Origin of the sequence: Polynucleobacter sp. MWH-UH23A (genome assembly GCF_040409805.1) — a bacterium.
Lineage (GTDB): Bacteria > Pseudomonadota > Gammaproteobacteria > Burkholderiales > Burkholderiaceae > Polynucleobacter.
On the sequence record NZ_CP099572.1, the window covers coordinates 1,795,203 to 1,814,502 of the forward strand.

Here is a 19,300-nt window from a genome sequence, read left to right on the forward strand (position 1 = left end):
TAGTCGTATGAGCCAACAAAATACAAACCCTACCAATTGGTACTCTGCCGTTGATAAAACGTCAGATACCGACGATCAACGCATTGCCACAATCTCTGTTCTGCCACCACCAGAGCATTTGATTCGCTTTTTTCCAATCTCGGGAACACCAACAGAAGCGTTGATTAGCAAAACACGCAAAAAGATTCGTGACATTATTCATGGCAAAGACGATCGATTACTGGTGATCATCGGTCCCTGCTCAATCCATGATCCTCGAGCAGCATTGGAATACTGTCATCGCCTTTTAGCGGAACGCGCTCGATTCTCAGGCGAACTCGAAATTGTGATGCGGGTTTACTTTGAAAAACCCCGCACCACCGTTGGCTGGAAGGGTTTAATCAACGACCCATACCTTGATGAGTCTTATCGCATCGAAGAAGGCTTACGTCTCGCGCGTCAAGTTTTAATGGAAATTAATCGCGTAGGCATGCCAGCGGGTAGTGAATTCTTGGACGTCATTTCTCCGCAATACATTGCTGACCTCATTTCTTGGGGTGCGATTGGTGCACGCACAACAGAAAGCCAAGTTCATCGCGAACTTGCTTCTGGACTATCTGCACCAATTGGATTTAAGAATGGCACCGATGGCAATATCAAAATTGCTACCGACGCTATCCAAGCTGCAGGGCGTCCACATCACTTCTTATCCGTCCACAAAAATGGTCAAGTATCTGTTGTGGAAACTAAGGGCAATAAGGATTGTCACGTGATTTTGCGTGGCGGCAAAGAACCGAACTACGAAGCCAAATTTGTTCAAGCAGCTTGCGCTGAACTTGAAGCTGCTAAGCTTCCAGGCAGCCTAATGGTTGACTTATCTCATGCCAATTCCAGCAAGAAACATGAGCGTCAAATCGTTGTAGCTGATGACATTGCTAAGCAAATTGAATCGGGCTCACACCTAATCTTTGGTGTTATGGTTGAGAGCCACCTTAATGATGGCGCGCAAAAATTCACGCCAGGCAAAGATGATCCAAGCAAATTGGAATACGGTAGAAGTATTACTGATGCATGTATTAACTGGGATGATTCAGTACAAGTACTAGAGCGTCTTGCTGCCGCCGTTAAAAAGCGTAGGACTAAGAAAAAGTAAAAGCTCGAAGCTCTCTAAAGATGAGAAGAGACTAATTTATTTAGTCTCTTTTTTTTCGTGCTTCCACAAAACATCGGACCCCCCAGCAGCGCGATTGAGAACTCGCGCTAGAACGAACAAGAGATCGGACAATCGATTGACATACTGTCGTGGAGCATCATACAAAGGCTCTTCCCAACCTAGACGCACAATTGAGCGCTCGGCCCTTCTGCATACTGTTCTACATACATGTGCTTGGGCCGCGGCACGCGTACCACCAGGCAAAATAAATTCTGTTAAGGGCGGCAATTGCTGATTGTATTTTTCAAGCCACACGTCTAACTGGGCTACATGCTCGGGATTGAGTAATTTGTAATTTGGGATACATAGTTCGCCACCCAAATCAAATAAGTCATGCTGAATCTGTAAAAACAGGTTTTTTAACTCCTCGGCAATACCTAGAGGAATATCTTCGGTCATCAAAACACCGATTTCAGAGTTGAGTTCATCGACATCACCCATTGCACAAATGCGTAAATGATCCTTTTCAACGCGGCTGCCGTCTCCTAGGCCGGTCATACCTTCATCACCGGTTCTGGTGGCAATTTTTGACAGTCGATTTCCCATAAGCTTAATTATAGGTAAATGGCTAAAATGAATGTTATGAATATGGTGACCCCACCCCCCGATTTAGCCGCAATTAGCGCCCTTCAATCCAAGCTGGTTTCTGCTTTGCGCCCTGTTCTTCCAGAACATGCCCTGCTTTGGGAGCCCGAAGATACGATTCCCTATGAATGCGATGGTTTAGCAGCTTATCGTCGCATGCCATTAGCAGTTGCTCTTCCCGAAACTGAAGAGCAAGTGGCCCAGATATTGAAGATTTGCTTTGCCATGGAAATTCCAGTTGTGCCGCGTGGATCTGGCACAGGACTTTCCGGCGGAGCTATGCCACTTTCCCAAGGCTTGGTTTTATCTCTCGCTAAGCTGAAGAAAATTCTCAGTATTGACCCCTTCACTCGCACTGCGGTTGTTCAACCAGGTGTACGTAATCTTGCTATCTCTGAAGCAGTTAGCCATCTTGGTTTGTATTACGCCCCGGATCCTTCATCACAAATTGCATGCTCAATTGGTGGCAATGTAAATGAAAACTCTGGTGGTGTTCACTGTCTCAAGTATGGCCTCACACTACATAACGTCTTACGTGTTCGTGGCGTTCTTATGAACGGTGAGATTGTGGAGTTCGGAAGCTTGGCACCAGATTCCCCAGGTCTTGACTTGCTTGCCATCATGATGGGTAGCGAGGGTATGCTCGCAGTAGTTACCGAAGTGACCGTGAAGCTTGTTGCCAAACCCAAATTAGCGAGAGTGATCATGGCGAGCTTTGATGACATTGAAAAAGGTGGCAATGCGGTTGCGGCCATCATCGCTGCGGGCATTATTCCAGCTGGTTTAGAGATGATGGACAAAGCTACCACCCGTGCCGTAGAAGAGTTTGTGCATGCGGGCTATGACCTAGATGCAGAAGCAATTTTGCTATGTGAGTCAGATGGCACACCCGAAGAAGTCGCTGAAGAAATTGAACGCATGACACAAGTTCTAGAAAAAGCTGGTGCCAGCGGCATTCAGATCTCTAAAGATGAAGCGGAACGTCTCAAGTTTTGGAGTGGACGTAAAAACGCATTCCCCGCAGCAGGTCGCTTGGCGGCCGATTATTACTGTATGGATGGCACCATTCCCCGTCGTCACATCGCCACACTACTCAAACGCATTCAGGGTATGGAAAAAAAATATGGTCTTGGTTGCTTAAATGTATTTCATGCGGGTGATGGCAACATGCATCCGCTTATTTTGTTTAACGGCGCCGACCAAGATGAATGGCATCGCGCTGAAGAATTTGGCACAGAGATTCTTGAAGCCTGCGTTGAGCTTGGCGGCACCATTACCGGCGAACATGGTGTTGGCATTGAAAAAATTAATTCCATGTGCGTTCAATTTGGTGAGGGCGAACGTGAATCCTTCTGGGGTGTAAAGGCCGCTTTTGACCCAGAGAAATTACTGAACCCTGACAAGGCTATCCCAACTCTCAATCGCTGTGCTGAATATGGACGTATGCGTATTAGCAATGGCAAATTACCTCATCCAGAATTGGAGCGATTCTAATGGCTAACTCCAACGCGCACCAGGCAGCGATTGAGGCGTTTCGTGAACAAATTCTGAGTGCGGCCAAGAGCAAGACACCCCTTTCTATTGAGGGTGGCGGAACCAAATTTTGGTATGGCAATCCAAATCAATACGCAAAATTAAATACACGCACCTATTCTGGAATTTTGGAATATCAGCCTGAAGAATTGGTGATTACTGCCTGCGCCGGCACCCCACTAAAAGAAATTGAAGCAGCTCTAAAAGAAAAAAATCAAGTGCTTGCTTTTGAGCCACCTCATTTTGGTGATCAGGCAACTTTTGGTGGCGCTATCGCCGCAGGACTTGCTGGTCCAGGACGCATTAGCGTAGGTAATTTTCGTGACTTTGTTTTAGGTGCACGCATTCTCGATGGCAAAGGACAGGATTTATCCTTTGGCGGAAAGGTTATGAAAAACGTAGCAGGATATGACGTTTCCCGCCTCATGCCTGGCTCCATGGGAACGCTCTCGCTGTTACTTGAAGCATCAGTCAAAGTACTTCCAAAGCCAGCTGCAGCAGCAACGCTGCGCTGTCGTATTAGCCAAGAAAAAGCGCTAAAAATTCTGAATGAATGGGCAGGCCAACCACTTCCACTCTCTGCAAGCTGCTGGATTGGAAACGCTGATGGTGATGGTAAACTGACGATTCGCTTAGCTGGTGCGGTAGCAGCAGTTAAGTCAGCTACTCCACTCATGAGCGCTCAGGTTAATGCGCAAATTGTTTCACCAGATGAGGCGGAAGACTTTTGGAATCAGTTACGCGAACAAAACCTCTCAGCCTTCACTAGTCTCGGTAATGATCAAACTCTATATCGCTTAGCTTTACCAGCCGCCTGCGGTTCGTTAAGCATTCCTGGATCTGAAAATGATGTTGTTCTGGAATGGCATGGACAGCAACGTTGGATCAAAGCCCCTGGCGATCAGGCGACATTCGATGCCATCAAAAAATTGGCAAGCAGTTATGGCGGACACGCAACTCGCTTTAAACAAGGGAGCAATGTTAATCCTGCGTTTGAGCGCTTTACCCTGCTGAGCGAACAAACACATTCCAAGGCGCTTGAAGCAGTTCAAGGGCGCCTAAGATCTGCATTCGATCCTGCAGGCGTATTCGCGACCAAACGCCTTCCTTAAGCGTCCCCCATAAGCACACCTTTTTCATTTTCATATGCAAACTCAACTCGCCCCCCAATTTGCTAATACACCAGATGGCATTGAAGCCGCGCGTATTTTAGGCAAATGTGTTCATTGCGGTTTTTGTACCGCTACCTGCCCTACCTACCAATTACTTGGCGATGAATTAGATGGTCCGCGTGGCCGCATCTACTTAATTAAACAGATTGCAGAAGGGCAAGCGCCTACTGAAAAAACTCGCTTGCACTTAGATCGCTGCTTAACTTGTCGCAATTGTGAAAGCACTTGCCCAAGCGGGGTTCAATACGGCAATCTAGTTGATATCGGACGTAAGTGGGCTGAAGAAAATACTTCCCCACGTCCAATAGGTGAGCGCCTTACCCGCTGGGCTCTCAAAGAGGGTCTTACAAAACCAGCTTTATTTAATTCAGCAATGACTTTGGGTCGCTTGGTTCGACCATTAATGCCAAGCGGCATTAAACGTAAGATTCCGCTGATAAAAAATAAGGCCCTAGATCCACAGATCAATCCTTACGCCAGACCTAATACACAGCATGCCCGAAAGATGCTCATTCTTGAAGGTTGCGTTCAACCTGGCATGCTCCCGAATATTAATTCGGCTACCGCAAGAGTATTGGATGCGCTCAAAATCCAACTTGTCAGCGCCCCAAGCGCGACCTGTTGCGGCGCACTTCGCTATCACCTTAGTGATCAAACGGGTGGCCTAGATAATGCCAAGCAAAACATTGATGCTTGGTGGCCTATGGTGGAAAGTGGCGTTGAAGCCATCATCATGACAGCCTCAGGTTGTGGCGTGATGGTGAAAGACTACGGACATCTATTGGCCAATGACTCTGCTTACGCAACTAAGGCTAAGAGAATTTCGGATCTGACAAAAGATATTTCCGAGGTAATGCCATCTTTACAAAATGAACTTGTCGAATTAATCGGTGCCGATCAAAAGCCGGGTGTGGTGTATCACCCACCTTGCACCTTGCAGCATGGTCAACAAATTCGTGGCAAGGTTGAAAGCTTGCTTGGTAGCTTGGGTATTGGTGTTCGCTTATGCAATGACAGTCATCTCTGCTGTGGCTCCGCCGGCACTTATTCAGTGACTCAGCCAGAGCTTTCTGAGCAATTACGTAAAAATAAGTTGAATAATTTAACCGTCGCCTGCGAAGAGTCTGGCGCCGATGTCATTGTTTCTGGAAACATTGGTTGCATTACCCACCTCCAACAAGATGAAAAACCTGTCTTACACTGGATCGAAATCGTTGATCAACTCATTGGCAAGCAAGTACGGAGCAAATGAATTCAATTGTTGTTAATCTGATTCAGGTTAAGGAGCGCATCGAGCTTGCAGCCCTAGCTGCAAAACGTGAGCCCGAAGAGATTGAACTCTTAGCAGTTAGCAAGACATTTCCGGCTAGCGCGATTGAGGAGGCAATGCACGCTGGCCAATCAGCTTTTGGCGAAAACTACGTACAAGAGGCCATTGAAAAAATTACTCAACTTGAAAAACTCCGCCCTTGGTTGGTGTGGCACTTCATCGGCCCACTGCAAAGCAATAAAACTCGTGATGTTGCCGAGCATTTCGACTGGGTACATAGCGTTGACCGACTGAAGATTGCAGAGCGCCTCTCGAGCCAACGTGGTGAGTTTCCAAACTTGCCTGAATTACAAGTCTGCATCCAAGTCAACGTTAGCGAAGAAGAAAGCAAAAGCGGTGTTCTTCTCTCAGATGCACCAGAACTCTGTGATGTTGTCAGCAAGCTACCAAATATTGTCCTTCGTGGCCTCATGGCGATTCCAGAGCCCACTACAGATCCATTAAAACAGCGCAAAGCGTTTGCAGCAGTCCGAGACTGCTTTAAGCAAATTCAATCGAATCGTTTAGTCGACCCAGGCTATCAATTTTTTGACACCCTATCAATGGGCATGTCGGACGATCTCGAAGCCGCCATTGCAGAAGGAAGCACAATGGTTCGGGTGGGAACCGCCATTTTTGGGAAGCGCGATAAGATTACAAAATGAGCCAACAAATGACTAATCAAAATAATAGCAACGCACACATCACCTTTATCGGCGGTGGCAATATGGGGCGCGCCTTAATAAGCGGCTTACTGGCAAATGGATTTGAACCCAATCAAATTTCTGTAGTAGAAGCAAATGCAAGTACCGCTCTCAAGCTATATGAAGATTTTGGCGTTCAAGGTATCGGCGCTCTCGAACAAATTGCATTTGATTTCACCAGAAACAATGTAGTGGTAATGGCAATCAAACCACAAGACTTTAATGTCGTTGCCAAAGGACTTGCTTCAAAACTTAAACATGCCAGTGCGCCAGGTCCTTTGATCGTAAGCATTGCTGCTGGCATACGACTCAAAGATATGAGCCGCTGGCTAGATCACACGCGTTGCGTACGAGCTATGCCAAATACGCCCGCCTTGATTGGTAAAGGTATTACCGGATTGTTTGCTGATGCCGCTGTTAACGACTCGGATCGCGCACTTGCGCAAACTGTTTGTAGCGCAGTGGGTCAAACTGTTTGGGTATCTGATGAAAAACTCATGGACGCAGTGACTGCAATCTCTGGCAGTGGCCCAGCCTATGTTTTCGCCTTCTTGGAAGCAATGCAATCTGCTGGTGAAAAATTGGGCTTAGATGCTAAAACTGCTCGTCAACTGGCCTATGCCACGCTTGAAGGTGCCACTCAACTAGCCCATAACTCTGATGAACATGCCGGCATTTTGCGCGAGCGCGTTACCTCTAAAGGCGGTACTACTGCCGCAGCCTTGGATGTCATGAAGCAACATGGCTGGCACGAAATCTTAGAAAAAGCGATTGATGCAGCCAGTCGGCGTGGCAAAGCGATGGGCGATGAGCTAGGGCAGCACTAATTGATGCTCAATCCGAGCACAATACCCAAGAATACAAATCCGCCCAACCAATTGTTATGACGAAAAGCGAGGAAACACTCCTCGCGCTTTCGGGTTGAAACCAGCTGCATGTGATAAATGGCGCAAGCCAGAGCCATAAACCAACCCACTAAAAAGTAATTACTCAAATCCGCTAATTGCGCTACCCACAACTGAGTAATAAACAGGATGCCGTAGCAAATACCAATTGCAACGACATCATATTTTCCAAAGGTAATCGCCGAAGTGCGCAAGCCTAAGCGTAGATCATCTTCTCGATCTACCATGGCATAGGCGGTGTCATAGGCAATCGCCCAAAAAATATTCCCCACAAACAAAACCCATGCTTCTAAAGGAATAAAGTCCAAGATAGCCGCATAAGCCATAGGGATGCCAAATCCAAAAGCAATGCCAAGAATCGCTTGGGGCATCGCAAAAAATCGCTTAGTAAATGGGTAAATAAAAGCCACCGCTAATGCAAGTACAGATAATTGCTTAGTAAAGGCATTTAATGGCTGAATTAATAGGAAGGCAATCAAAGCCAAAGTAAGAGCGACAGCCACAGCTTCCTTGCCAGAAATCTTGCCACTGGTTACTGGGCGCTCTTTGGTTCTTTGCACGTGACGATCAAAATCGCGATCAGCGTAATCATTCATAGCGCAACCAGCGCTGCGCATCAAAAAAGTACCGACTACAAAAATAAACAGGGTATTCAGGTCTGGTATTCCTGAGCTAGCCAGCCATAGGCCCCATAAAGTTGGCCACAATAGTAAAAGGGTTCCAATCGGCTTATCTAAGCGGATCAGATATGCATAAGCCCGTAATCGATCTAGAAAAGACATATCCAGAATTATGCCTTCAGAAATTCCGCGCGAGAACCGAGCCAACGCTCCAAATGACGCTCAACGATTTCACTATGGTCTGCCAACAAACGTTCGGCTGCGTTTTGCGCCAACTCAATTAACCAAGCGTCTCGCTGTAAGTCGACAAAGCGCAACATGGCATCTCCAGATTGCTTAGCTCCCAAGAGTTCTCCGGGGCCGCGCAAAGATAAATCACGCTCCGCAATCACAAATCCATCAGATGTTTCACGCAAGGTCTGCAAACGCTCTTTAGCAGCTATTGATAATGGTTCTGCGTACATCAAAATACACACCGAATCTGCTGATCCACGACCCACACGCCCACGAAGCTGATGAATTTGAGCGTAACCAAATCGTTCAGCGTGCTCTATCACCATTAATGCCGCATTAGGTACATCAACACCCACTTCGATTACTGTGGTTGCAACTAATAACTGGATCTCATTAGCTTTGAATGCTGCCATCACCGCAGCCTTCTCATCTGCCTTCAGGCGCCCATGAACTAAGCCCACTTTAAACTCTGGCAAGGCCTTAGTGAGCTCTTCAAAGCTCTCAACAGCCGTTTGTAGTTGCAGCGCCTCAGACTCCTCAATCAGAGGACATACCCAATATGCTTGCAAACCTTTGGAAAGCCAACTTTGTAAACCATGAATCACCTCTTCTCGTCGACTTGCTTTCACCACCTTAGTAGCAATTGGCTTGCGTCCTGGAGGCAACTCATCAATTACTGACACATCTAAGTCAGCGTAATACGTCATTGCTAAAGTTCGTGGAATTGGCGTGGCGGACATCATGAGTTGGTGGCAATAAAATAATTCTGAGCCGACTCTTTGTTGAATTTCTAAACGTTGACGAACACCGAATCGATGTTGCTCATCAATCACAGCCAAACCTAATTTAGCAAAGTGCACATTCTCTTGGATCAAGGCATGAGTACCAATGACTAGTTGAGCAATGCCACCCTCAATTAAATCTTGCGCTAATTTCTTTTCTTTGGCCCTCAAACTTCCCGATAACCATGCAATTTTGACTCCTAGGGGTTCAAACCATTCCTTCATTTTGAGGTAATGTTGTTCAGCCAGTATCTCAGTTGGAGCCATGATAGCTGCCTGATAACCATAATCTATTACCCGCGCAGCCGCCAAAGCTGCAATCACGGTCTTACCACTTCCCACATCCCCTTGCAATAATCGGTTCATTGGGTATGAATGCGATAAGTCTTCTCCAATTTCATCCCAAACGCGAGACTGGGCCCCGGTTAATTGAAATGGTAAGGTTTTTAGTAAACCTTTTTCAAGACTAGCGCTTGATTCATTGCTTTTATGGAAGCTTGGTGCCTGCCGTTCTCGACGAATTGCATGAGCGCGCTTTAATGAAATCTGTTGAGCTAGTAACTCCTCAAACTGAACACGACGCCATGCAGGATGTGTACGCTCCAACAATGCCTGTGTGTCTGCGTCAGCGGACGGTTGGTGAAGAAACGTAATAGCAGATTGCAAACTAGGCCAGTCATTGCTTGGTAATAACTGATTCATCAACCGGCTTGGCAAAAACTCCGCCAAACTATCTTTCAAACCTGGATCTCGCAATGCCTGAGTGACCGCTTTACGAATTGCCGCCTGAGAAACGCCTGCACTTGCTGGATAGACTGGAGTCAAGCTAGTTGGCAACGGTGCATCAGGTGCAACAGCACGCACGGTTGGGTGAACCATTTCTGAACCCTGAAACCCCTCACGTACTTCTCCGCGTACTCGAATGTGAGCACCAATAGCCATTTGCTTCTGCTGACTTGGATAGAAATTCAGAAAGCGCAAATGCAAAGTTTCTGTGTTGTCCTCTATCGTGACAACCATCTGCCTTCTAGGCCTGAACAAAACTTGGTTCCGAATAACTACACCCTGAGTCTGAACCGAACGAAATCGCCCCTGAATTAGAGCCTGATCAATCGAAAGCAACTCCGTCTCATCCTCGTAACGAGAGGGAAGATGCAAAGCAAGGGCCATTGGGCTATCTAAACCCATTTTTTGGAGTGTATTTGGCGCTTGCTTGGTAGTCATCGTTAAAATCTAATACCTGATGGTAATGCTATGCAACTCTCCGACTTTAATTACGAACTCCCCTCCGAACTAATCGCTCAGCATCCCTTGGCGAATAGAACTGATAGCCGCCTCCTAGAGCTTAAGCTAAATGGAGATGAGGGTGTTCAATTGCTAGATCGACAGTTTAAGGACATCCTAGACCTTATCAATCCAGGGGACTTGCTGGTCTTTAATGACACCAAAGTCATTCCCGCCAGACTACATGGCAAAAAAGAAACAGGGGGGAACGTAGAGCTCCTGATTGAACGTATCAGCGGCGATCGCCAAGCCTGGGTTAAAATTCGGGCATCAAGGGTACCAAAGAATGGTGACTTGATTCATATTCATAATGCTGTGGGCGAATCCTTCTCGGCAGAAATGATTGGTCACGATGGGCGCTTTTATGAAGTGCGCTTCCCAGAAAATATTTTCTCCTTACTTGAGCGCTTTGGTGAATTACCTTTACCGCCCTACATTGAGCATCAGCCCGATAGCAACGATGCGCAACGCTATCAAACCGTTGTCGCCAAAAATCCAGGCGCAGTAGCAGCGCCGACAGCTGGCCTTCATTTTGATGAAGCTATATTGAAACGACTTAGTGACTTAGGTGTTAATCAAGCCACCGTTACTCTGCATGTTGGCGCCGGCACTTTTACACCCGTTCGCGAGGAAGATTTATCGAAACACCAAATGCATTATGAGTGGTTCTCCATCCCAGACGCAACGCTGGAGGCAATTCATAAAACTCACGAAGCAGGAAAACGAGTCATCGCCGTTGGCACAACCAGCCTGCGTGCCTTGGAGAGTCAGGCTATTAGCCAGAAAAGTAGCGGTGAGACCAATCTTTTTATTACGCCTGGATTCCAATTTAAAACGGTAGACTGTTTATTAACAAACTTTCATCTGCCAAAATCAACCTTATTAATGTTAGTAAGCGCTTTTGCAGGCATGGATAATATTCGCGCTGCTTACCAGCATGCTATTAAACAAAAATATCGTTTCTTTAGTTATGGGGATGCGATGTTTTTAAGTCGACTCGGAAACCCATCATCATGACCAAACCCGTTCACTTTTCCATTTTGGCAAAAGACTCCGATAGCCCTGCGCGTCTTGGTCAGCTTGATCTCCCACATGGCAGCGTGCAAACACCTATCTTTATGCCGGTAGGAACCTACGGCACTGTGAAGGCCATGACTCCGCGCGATCTCAATGAGGCTAAGGCACAAATCATCTTAGGCAACACTTTCCACCTTTGGCTCAGACCAGGCTTAGATGTCATTAAAAAACATGGTGGCCTACATCGTTTTATGGGCTGGGATAAGCCCATTCTCACGGACTCTGGTGGCTTCCAAGTTTTTAGTTTGGGCGCACTGCGAAAAATTTCAGAGGAAGGTGTTACTTTTGCCTCACCCATTAATGGTGACAAACTATTTATGTCACCCGAAGTTTCAATAGAAATCCAGGCGGTGCTTAATAGCGACATTGCAATGCAATTTGACGAGTGCACTCCTTATGAAACCAAAGGTCAAGCCACTAGTGAAAAAACGGCGCGCGCCTCTCTTGAAATGTCATTACGTTGGGGTGATCGATCATTAAAACGGTTTCGTGAACTCAATACCGGCAATGGACTCTTTGGTATTGTTCAGGGAGGTATGTTTGAAAATCTGCGCGAGTTTTCGCTTGATGCAGTGAGTCAACAAGGCTTTGATGGTATTGCCATTGGCGGCTTATCTGTTGGAGAACCAAAACCAGAGTTTGAAAGGATTCTGAATTTCACTGCGCCAAAATTGCCAGAGCATATGCCGCACTATCTTATGGGTGTAGGCACCCCAGAAGATCTCATCTTAGGCGTCAGCCTGGGGATCGATATGTTTGATTGCGTCATGCCCACTCGCAATGCTCGTAATGGTTGGCTCTTTACTCGCTTTGGTGATTTGAAACTGCGTAACTCTGGCTACAAAGATGATGACCGTCCATTGGACCCAACTTGCGCTTGTTACACCTGCCAAAATTTCACAAGGTCTTACCTAAACCATCTCCAAAAAGCCAATGAAATACTAGGTTCTCAACTCAATACCATTCACAACCTCTCTTACTATTTGCAGCTTATGACCGAAATTAGGGAGGCCTTAAGTAAGGATCGTTTTAGCGCCTATCGCGAGGAATTTCATGCCAATCGCCAGCGGGGCGTTGAGCCAGGGCAGGATTAATCCCCTCTGGGGGCAATAAACCCCCTCAAATCACCTTCAAAGCCCCATACAGTTTAGAATTGCGGGTTTACGGCTTTCTCTTAAAAGCTTAAAAAGTAGCAGTTTCCAATTAGTCATTAACGGAGGTTTGATATGTGGATTAGTAACGCTTTTGCCCAGGCTCCAGCTGCGGGCGCAGATGCAGGTGGCTTGATGAGCTTCCTACCTTTAATCTTGATGTTCGCAGTTTTGTACTTCATCATGATTCGCCCACAAATGAAACGCCAAAAAGAAACTAAAGCGATGCTCGAAGCACTCGCAGTAGGCGATGAAGTTGTTACCGTTGGCGGGATTATGGGCAAAGTAACAGCATTGAAAGATCAAGTAGTTAGTGTTGAAATTTCTGCTGGGACAGAAGTGCAATTACAAAAAGGTGCTATCACTACTGTATTGCCAAAAGGCACATTGAAGTCCGCTTAATTTTTTATTAAAAGTATCTCGACATGAATCGCTATCCTCTCTGGAAATATTTGGTCATTGCCGTTGCCTTACTTATCGGCGGACTGTATTCATTACCTAATTTCTATGGAGAGGCTCCAGCGGTTCAAGTCTCATCTGCTAAACCAACCATTAAAGTTGATTTAGCAACACAATCTCGTGTTGAGAAAATTCTGGCTGATGCCAGCATTAATAACACTGGCGTATTTTTTGAAGCAGCAGGTAATGTAGGCTCAATCAAAATTCGCTTTAACAATACTGATATTCAGTTACGCGCCCGCGATCTCTTGCAGCAAAAACTGAACACAGATCAAAATGATCCTAACTACACCGTAGCTCTTAATCTCCTGTCGAATACGCCAGGGTGGCTTAATGCAATTAATGCCTTGCCAATGCCATTGGGTTTAGATCTACGCGGTGGCGTCTACTTCCTCTTGCAGGTAGATATGAAGGGAGCGGTACAGAAAAAGGTCACCTCGTTGGCTACTGATATTCGCAGCCAATTACGCGATAAAAACATTCGCCATCAAGGCATTGATCGCGGTACAGATTCAATCACCATTAATTTTGGCAGTGCTGATGAGGCTGAAACTGCGCGCTCACTGCTAAATACTTCCCAACCCGATCTCACTTGGCTGGTAAAAGCAAACGGCAGCTCTTCAAAACTATTGGGTGAGTTCAAGCCAAAAGCATTAAAAGACATTCAGGACAATGCGGTAAAACAAAATATCATCACCCTGAATAAGCGCGTAAATGAATTAGCCGTTAAAGAACCAGTAATTCAACAACAAGGGGCTGAGCGCATTGTTGTTCAACTTCCAGGAGTCCAGGACACTGCACGTGCAAAGGACATCATTGGTCGTACAGCAACCTTAGAAGCCCGTCTTGCGGATCCATTAATGTCGACTATTGGGGTTGGTGAAACGCCACCTCCTGGCATGGACACTTTCCGCTTTGGTGAAAACCGCTTGGGCGTCTTTAAAAAGTCCGTCATTTTTAGCGGCGACCGCATTACTGATGCTAGCGCTGGCTTTGATCAAAACCAACGCCCTGCAGTAAACATCTCCCTTGATGCCGCTGGTGGTCGAGTTATGCAAGAAGTAACTCGCGAAAACATTGGCAAGCCAATGGGCATGATTCTGTTTGAAAAAGGTAAAGGTGAAGTTCTCACAATTGCCACGATTCAAGGTGAGTTCGGCTCTAAGTTTCAGATTACTGGTCAACCAACCACTGAGAGTGCTAATGACTTAGCTCTCTTATTGCGCGCTGGATCTCTTGCAGCGCCAATGGAAATTATTGAAGAGCGCACAATTGGACCGAGTTTGGGTGCTGAGAATATTGAAAAAGGATTTAAGTCACTCTTGATTGGTTTTTCTGCAATTGCGATTTTCATGATGGCCTACTACATGCTATTCGGCACTTTCTCGGTTGTAGCTCTAGCAGTTAACTTACTCTTATTGATTTCAGTATTGTCAATGTTGCAGGCAACACTCACCCTTCCAGGTATTGCCGCTATGGCTTTGGCGCTTGGTATGGCGATTGACTCCAACGTTTTGATCAACGAACGTATTCGTGAAGAGCTACGCAACGGCTCCTCACCTCAAACTGCGATTGCAATTGGTTTCGATAAAGCTTGGGCCACCATCTTGGACTCCAACGTCACCACCTTAATCGCAGGTCTTGCACTATTAGCTTTTGGCTCTGGTCCGATCAAAGGCTTTGCCGTGGTTCACTGCCTCGGTATTTTGACTTCGATGTTCTCTGCAGTCTTCTTCTCACGCGGCTTGGTTAATCTTTGGTACGGCAGAAATAAGAAAATTCAGAAACTCGCGATTGGCCAGGTTTGGCGCCCACAGGAGAAATAAGCCATGGAATTTTTTCGCATCAAAAAAGATATTCCATTCATGCGCCATGCATTGGTGCTCAATGCGATTTCTTTAATTACTTTCTTAGCGGCGGTCTTTTTCCTTTGGCATAACGGCTTACACCTCTCTATTGAATTTACTGGCGGCACCGTTATGGAGGTGTCATATCCTCAGACCGCACCGCTGGACTCAATTCGTGCCAAGGTAGAAAAGTTAGGCTATGCGGATACGCAAATCCAAAACTTTGGTAGCTCGCGCGATGTGATGATTCGCCTGCCTTTGCAAAAAGATGCTGAGGGTAAGCTTATTTCGTCTGCGGATCAAAGCAATGCGGTAATGCAAGCGCTTGATCCTGCAAGCTCGGGCGTCAAGCTACAGCGCGTTGAGTTCGTTGGCCCACAAGTTGGCCAGGAGCTGGCGATTGATGGCTTAAAAGCTTTGGTCTTTGTGATTATCGGTATCGTGCTATATCTATCTTTCCGCTTTGAATGGAAATTTGCACTCGCTGGCATCATTGCGAACCTGCATGACGTTGTGATCATTCTTGGCTTCTTCGCTTTTTTCCACTGGGAGTTCTCGCTCTCAGTATTAGCGGCAGTGTTAGCAGTCCTCGGTTACTCTGTAAACGAATCCGTGGTGATTTTTGACCGTATTCGCGAAAACTTCCGCAAGTACCGCAAGATGAATACTCGCGAGATTATCGATAACGCAATTACCAGTACTATTAGCCGTACTGTCATCACTCACGGCAGTACTGAGATGATGGTTTTGGCGATGCTTATCTTTGGCGGTCCAACACTGTTTTACTTTGCCTTGGCGCTCACTATCGGTATTTTGTTTGGCATTTACTCCTCCGTTTTCGTCGCGGCAGCATTAGCAATGTGGCTTGGCGTAACTCGCGAAGATTTAGTGAAGAGTGATAAAAAGCCTGACGACAATGCTCGTAATGAAGATCCAAACTATGGAGCTCGTGTTTAACCAAAAGGGTTAAATAGACAAATTTGCCTAACCAGTAATTTGCTGATCAAGGGCGGCTAAGATATTTTTAGTTGCACCTTGATGTTCAACAGCATAGGCTTTAGCTGCTGCTGCCATCTTGGCAAGCTCAGCAGAATGCAAGAGCAGTTCTTTTAAGGATTCCGATAGCGCCACAGTCTGTCCAAGCAGTAATTCACCGCTAATTCGCTTGGCTGCCCCAATCGCAATTGCATCCAGAGCAGCCTGCTGAAAATTGTAAGTATGCTCACCAAGCAAGACAGGGCAACCCGCGGCGCAGGCCTCAATTAAATTCTGGCCACCGAAAGGCAATAGGCTACCCCCCATCACTACAAGATCTGAAGCACCGTAATACATGGGCATCTCACCCATTGAATCGCCAAGAACTACCTCTACCCCAGCAAAATCGCTCGAAACCTCTGTCAATTCAGAACGAGCTTGAAACCTCAAACCAGCATTCCGAATTTGATTCGTAACCTCTGTAAAACGCTCAGGATGCCTGGGGACTATACAAAGCAGTGGCGGTTTTTGAAAGATGCAATCTTGCAGTAAATCCTTCCAAGCCTTAAGAATAATTTCCTCTTCGCCATCGCGCGTACTCGCAGCGCAAACCATGAAGCGCCCATCCGCATGTAAATCTTGCTGCCATTGCTTACCTTGAGCAACCAACTTAGAATCCAAAGGAACATCAAACTTGAGATTGCCAGCAATCAGGACATTCTTCACGCCAAGACTGCGATAACGCTGCGCGTCAAATTCTGTTTGCGCCAAAATTCCTGCAAAGGCCTGGAACAATGCTCGCCCAGCATTACCGAAACGATTCACCCGACGTGCGCTTCTTTCAGATAGTCTGGCGTTGATTAAAAACAAAGGTAGTCCAATTTCTTTGCAGCGGAATACCACCGTTGGCCAAGCTTCAGTTTCCATGAAGAGCCCAAAACTTGGTTTAAAGGTCTTTAAAAAATATTCGACAGACCAACACAAGTCATAAGGCAGATAAACCTGACGAACTTTGCCAGTAGCGATAGCATTAGCAAAAAGTTGTTTGCCTGTTCTACGACCATTTAAGGTCATATGGGTCAGCAATATAGACTTGCCACGCGCTAAATAGGCTTCAATGAGAGGTTGTGCTGCACGCGTTTCCCCAACAGATACCGCATGTATCCAAATACAGTCTTTTGAAATCGGTTGCTCATACCCAAAACCAAGACGTTCAGGAATGTGGTGCAAATATGCAAAGGAATGCCTCGCGCGCCAGGCTAAACGCACAAATGCAAGTGGCAAAAGCAGATGCCACAGCAGTTGGTATGCAGCAAACCAGAACCGAGGACGCGCCCCGTATCCCGAGCTCGGGCTCACACTCACTTTTTGAGACGTTCGGTCAACTCGACCGCCTTACCTAAATAAGTTGAAGGAGTCATTTCCAGCAAGCGCGCTTTAGCATCCTCTGGAATATTCAAGCCACGAATAAAGTTTTGCAAATCTGCTTGATTGATACCCTTACCGCGTGTGAGCTCTTTCAATTGCTCATAGGGATTTTCAATGCCATAACGACGCATCACAGTTTGCACTGGCTCCGCCAATACTTCCCAGCACTCATCAAGATCAGCGGCGATAGCAGCATGGTTTACTTCCAGCTTACCTAGCCCGCGTAATGCACTGTCATATGCCAAGACACTGTGGCCAAAGGCTGGCCCCAAGTTACGCAACACAGTAGAGTCGGTTAAGTCACGCTGCCAACGTGAGACAGGTAATTTTTCAGCTAGATGACGCAACAATGCATTAGCAACACCTAGATTTCCTTCGGAGTTTTCAAAGTCAATCGGGTTGACCTTATGTGGCATCGTAGATGAACCAATCTCACCTGCTTTAGTACGCTGCTTAAAGTAGCCTACAGAGATGTAAGCCCAGAAGTCACGATCCATATCCAACAAAATCGTATTGGCTCTAGCAATAGCATCAAATAATTGCGCCATACCATCGTGGGGTTCAATTTGAATGGTGTAGGGATTAAAGGTGAGACCTAAACGCTTTTCCACCACATTCTTAGAAAAGTTTTCCCAATCGAATTCTGGGTATGCTGATAAGTGAGCGTTGTAGTTTCCAACGGCACCATTCATTTTTCCAAGCAATGGCACAGCGGCGATTGATTCAATGGCACGCTCTAAACGCTTTGCAATGTTCGCAATCTCTTTACCCAAAGTACTAGGCGAGGCGGGTTGACCATGAGTGCGTGAAAGCAAAGGCACTTTTGCATGCTCCACGGCTAAATCCGTTAAAACAGAAAGTACTTTACGAAGCTGTGGCAACAGTACTTCATCGCGCGCACCACGCAACATCAATCCATGGGAGGTATTGTTAATGTCTTCAGATGTGCAAGCAAAATGAATGAACTCGCTAGCTTTTAATAAATCAGGTCGGTTAGCAACTTTTTCTTTTAAAAAATACTCTACAGCCTTCACGTCATGATTGGTGACTGCTTCAATATCTTTAATACGTTGCGCATCAGCATCAGAAAAGTTCTCAGGCAGAGATAGCAAAAAAGCTTCATCAGCAGCATTGATCTTCGGTACATCAGGCAGGCCGGCAGCAGCTAAAGCAAGCAACCAATGAATTTCCACAAAAACACGTTGGCGCATGAAAGCTGCTTCGGATAACCATGGACGCAGTGCGTCCAGTTTTCCGGCATAGCGACCATCTAAGGGGGAAAGGGCATTTAAGGTTGAAAGCGGCTGACTCACGGGCATTGCCTTTGCTGGGAATATGTCAATAAAGCCTAATTTTAATGCGTTCTGGCATCAAGCAATCCAAGGTTGAGATGACTATACTGAGCCTTATGAAACTCATTTACTCCCCCACCAGCCCCTATGTTCGTAAAGTCAGGATCGTATTCCTGGAGAAAAAGGTCGATATTGACCTTGAAACTAATAGTGTTTGGGCCGCAGACACCAATATCACCACCTACAACCCTTTGGGCAAGGTTCCATGCCTTGTTTTAGATGATGGGGAATCCATCCAGGATTCTCGGGTAATTGCCGAATATGCAGATGCCTTGAGCCCTGTGAGCAAACTGATTCCAGCCGATCACCGTGAGCGCGCGACCGTTAAAACTTGGGAAGCACTGGCTGATGGATTGGTGGATGCCAGTATTTTGGCGCGCCTAGAAAAAACTTGGCGCCCAGCAAACGAGCAAAGCCAAGCTTGGGTTGACCGTCAAATTGGAAAAGTGCATGCCGCACTTCGTCAAATGTCAGAGCAGCTTGGTGAAAATGCTTGGTGCTTTGGAAATCAAATCACTCTAGCCGATATTGCAGTGGGTTGCGCCCTTGGTTATTTATCGTTTCGCTTCCCAGAAATTCAATGGCAAAGCCAGTATCCAAACTTAGATCGTTTGTACCAAAAATTGTTACAGCGTCCCTCGTTCAAAGAAACTGAACCACCAACAGCTTAATTTTGGAATGCTGAGAATAT

At 46.4% G+C, this 19,300-nt stretch carries 17 protein-coding genes; 12 read left to right on the top strand and 5 right to left on the bottom strand.

The window, feature by feature from the left end:
* Window positions 1–7 precede the first annotated feature (7 nt).
* Window positions 8–1,132: a 3-deoxy-7-phosphoheptulonate synthase gene (locus tag NHB35_RS09355; RefSeq protein WP_353432094.1), complete on the top strand. Its 1,125-nt coding sequence runs from the start codon at window positions 8–10 to the stop codon at window positions 1,130–1,132.
* Window positions 1,133–1,168: 36 nt separating this feature from the next.
* On the opposite strand, the gene NHB35_RS09360 is transcribed toward NHB35_RS09355, so the two are convergent.
* Window positions 1,169–1,738 (bottom strand): cob(I)yrinic acid a,c-diamide adenosyltransferase, encoded by a 570-nt coding sequence (locus tag NHB35_RS09360; protein ID WP_353432095.1) that lies wholly within the window; start codon window positions 1,736–1,738, stop codon window positions 1,169–1,171.
* A 42-nt stretch (window positions 1,739–1,780) separates the two neighbouring features.
* Here NHB35_RS09360 and NHB35_RS09365 point away from each other — a divergent pair, with 42 nt between their 5' ends.
* The 5 genes from NHB35_RS09365 to proC are packed head-to-tail and all read left to right on the top strand — an operon-like array spanning window position 1,781 to window position 7,322.
* Entirely contained in the window at window positions 1,781–3,271 is a 1,491-nt protein-coding gene (locus NHB35_RS09365; protein ID WP_353433437.1) for an FAD-linked oxidase C-terminal domain-containing protein, read from the top strand.
* Window positions 3,271–4,422, top strand: a complete 1,152-nt coding sequence (gene glcE, locus NHB35_RS09370) for a glycolate oxidase subunit GlcE (protein WP_353432096.1) — start codon at window positions 3,271–3,273, stop codon at window positions 4,420–4,422. Before NHB35_RS09365 ends, glcE begins: the two co-directional genes overlap by 1 nt.
* Before the next feature lie 34 nt (window positions 4,423–4,456).
* A complete protein-coding gene (gene glcF / locus NHB35_RS09375; protein ID WP_353432097.1) occupies window positions 4,457–5,734 on the top strand; it encodes a glycolate oxidase subunit GlcF in 1,278 nt (425 codons plus the stop codon).
* Entirely contained in the window at window positions 5,731–6,456 is a 726-nt protein-coding gene (locus NHB35_RS09380; RefSeq protein WP_353432098.1) for a YggS family pyridoxal phosphate-dependent enzyme, read from the top strand. Before glcF ends, NHB35_RS09380 begins: the two co-directional genes overlap by 4 nt.
* Before the next feature lie 8 nt (window positions 6,457–6,464).
* The gene (gene proC, locus NHB35_RS09385) at window positions 6,465–7,322 is read left to right on the top strand and encodes a pyrroline-5-carboxylate reductase (RefSeq protein ID WP_353432099.1); all 858 of its coding nucleotides are present in this window, start codon (window positions 6,465–6,467) and stop codon (window positions 7,320–7,322) included.
* Here the strand turns inward: proC and ubiA are convergent.
* Complete coding sequence (ubiA, locus tag NHB35_RS09390) at window positions 7,319–8,182, bottom strand: 4-hydroxybenzoate octaprenyltransferase (protein ID WP_353432100.1); 864 nt, start codon at window positions 8,180–8,182, stop codon at window positions 7,319–7,321. The genes proC and ubiA overlap by 4 nt on opposite strands.
* Window positions 8,183–8,190: 8 nt before the next feature.
* Window positions 8,191–10,260 carry an ATP-dependent DNA helicase RecG gene (gene recG, locus NHB35_RS09395; RefSeq protein WP_353432101.1) on the bottom strand — a complete coding sequence of 690 codons (2,070 nt, stop codon included), beginning with the start codon at window positions 10,258–10,260 and terminating at the stop codon, window positions 8,191–8,193.
* Window positions 10,261–10,290: 30 nt separating this feature from the next.
* Here recG and queA point away from each other — a divergent pair, with 30 nt between their 5' ends.
* From queA to secF, 5 genes are all read left to right on the top strand, one after another.
* Entirely contained in the window at window positions 10,291–11,337 is a 1,047-nt protein-coding gene (gene queA, locus NHB35_RS09400; protein WP_353432102.1) for a tRNA preQ1(34) S-adenosylmethionine ribosyltransferase-isomerase QueA, read from the top strand.
* Window positions 11,334–12,491, top strand: a complete 1,158-nt coding sequence (gene tgt, locus NHB35_RS09405; protein WP_353432103.1) for a tRNA guanosine(34) transglycosylase Tgt — start codon at window positions 11,334–11,336, stop codon at window positions 12,489–12,491. Before queA ends, tgt begins: the two co-directional genes overlap by 4 nt.
* 132 nt (window positions 12,492–12,623) lie before the next feature.
* Window positions 12,624–12,950, top strand: a complete 327-nt coding sequence (yajC, locus tag NHB35_RS09410) for a preprotein translocase subunit YajC (RefSeq protein WP_353432104.1) — start codon at window positions 12,624–12,626, stop codon at window positions 12,948–12,950.
* A gap of 23 nt (window positions 12,951–12,973) precedes the next feature.
* Window positions 12,974–14,833, top strand: a complete 1,860-nt coding sequence (gene secD / locus NHB35_RS09415) for a protein translocase subunit SecD (protein WP_353432105.1) — start codon at window positions 12,974–12,976, stop codon at window positions 14,831–14,833.
* 3 nt (window positions 14,834–14,836) lie between these two features.
* Window positions 14,837–15,811, top strand: a complete 975-nt coding sequence (gene secF, locus NHB35_RS09420; RefSeq protein ID WP_353432106.1) for a protein translocase subunit SecF — start codon at window positions 14,837–14,839, stop codon at window positions 15,809–15,811.
* A 27-nt stretch (window positions 15,812–15,838) separates the two neighbouring features.
* Here secF and NHB35_RS09425 read toward each other — a convergent pair whose 3' ends face one another.
* Together NHB35_RS09425 and purB are read right to left on the bottom strand one after the other, a co-directional pair.
* Window positions 15,839–17,194: a 3-deoxy-D-manno-octulosonic acid transferase gene (locus NHB35_RS09425; protein WP_353432107.1), complete on the bottom strand. Its 1,356-nt coding sequence runs from the start codon at window positions 17,192–17,194 to the stop codon at window positions 15,839–15,841.
* Window positions 17,191–18,576 carry an adenylosuccinate lyase gene (purB, locus tag NHB35_RS09430; protein ID WP_353432108.1) on the bottom strand — a complete coding sequence of 462 codons (1,386 nt, stop codon included), beginning with the start codon at window positions 18,574–18,576 and terminating at the stop codon, window positions 17,191–17,193. Before purB ends, NHB35_RS09425 begins: the two co-directional genes overlap by 4 nt.
* Window positions 18,577–18,665: 89 nt before the next feature.
* On the opposite strand from purB, the gene NHB35_RS09435 reads away from it, so the two are divergent.
* Entirely contained in the window at window positions 18,666–19,280 is a 615-nt protein-coding gene (locus NHB35_RS09435) for a glutathione S-transferase C-terminal domain-containing protein (RefSeq protein WP_353432109.1), read from the top strand.
* The last annotated feature ends 20 nt before the right edge of the window (window positions 19,281–19,300 follow it).

What these genes read in the sequence shown, in the direction of transcription:
- NHB35_RS09355 (WP_353432094.1), top strand. Translation starts at nt 8, where the DNA reads ATGAGCCAACAAAATACAAACCCTACCAATTGGTACTCTGCCGTTGAT.
- NHB35_RS09360 (WP_353432095.1), bottom strand. Translation starts at nt 1,738, where the DNA reads ATGGGAAATCGACTGTCAAAAATTGCCACCAGAACCGGTGATGAAGGT.
- NHB35_RS09365 (WP_353433437.1), top strand. Translation starts at nt 1,781, where the DNA reads ATGGTGACCCCACCCCCCGATTTAGCCGCAATTAGCGCCCTTCAATCC.
- glcE (WP_353432096.1), top strand. Translation starts at nt 3,271, where the DNA reads ATGGCTAACTCCAACGCGCACCAGGCAGCGATTGAGGCGTTTCGTGAA.
- glcF (WP_353432097.1), top strand. Translation starts at nt 4,457, where the DNA reads ATGCAAACTCAACTCGCCCCCCAATTTGCTAATACACCAGATGGCATT.
- NHB35_RS09380 (WP_353432098.1), top strand. Translation starts at nt 5,731, where the DNA reads ATGAATTCAATTGTTGTTAATCTGATTCAGGTTAAGGAGCGCATCGAG.
- proC (WP_353432099.1), top strand. Translation starts at nt 6,465, where the DNA reads ATGACTAATCAAAATAATAGCAACGCACACATCACCTTTATCGGCGGT.
- ubiA (WP_353432100.1), bottom strand. Translation starts at nt 8,182, where the DNA reads ATGTCTTTTCTAGATCGATTACGGGCTTATGCATATCTGATCCGCTTA.
- recG (WP_353432101.1), bottom strand. Translation starts at nt 10,260, where the DNA reads ATGACTACCAAGCAAGCGCCAAATACACTCCAAAAAATGGGTTTAGAT.
- queA (WP_353432102.1), top strand. Translation starts at nt 10,291, where the DNA reads ATGCAACTCTCCGACTTTAATTACGAACTCCCCTCCGAACTAATCGCT.
- tgt (WP_353432103.1), top strand. Translation starts at nt 11,334, where the DNA reads ATGACCAAACCCGTTCACTTTTCCATTTTGGCAAAAGACTCCGATAGC.
- yajC (WP_353432104.1), top strand. Translation starts at nt 12,624, where the DNA reads ATGTGGATTAGTAACGCTTTTGCCCAGGCTCCAGCTGCGGGCGCAGAT.
- secD (WP_353432105.1), top strand. Translation starts at nt 12,974, where the DNA reads ATGAATCGCTATCCTCTCTGGAAATATTTGGTCATTGCCGTTGCCTTA.
- secF (WP_353432106.1), top strand. Translation starts at nt 14,837, where the DNA reads ATGGAATTTTTTCGCATCAAAAAAGATATTCCATTCATGCGCCATGCA.
- purB (WP_353432108.1), bottom strand. Translation starts at nt 18,576, where the DNA reads ATGCCCGTGAGTCAGCCGCTTTCAACCTTAAATGCCCTTTCCCCCTTA.
- NHB35_RS09435 (WP_353432109.1), top strand. Translation starts at nt 18,666, where the DNA reads ATGAAACTCATTTACTCCCCCACCAGCCCCTATGTTCGTAAAGTCAGG.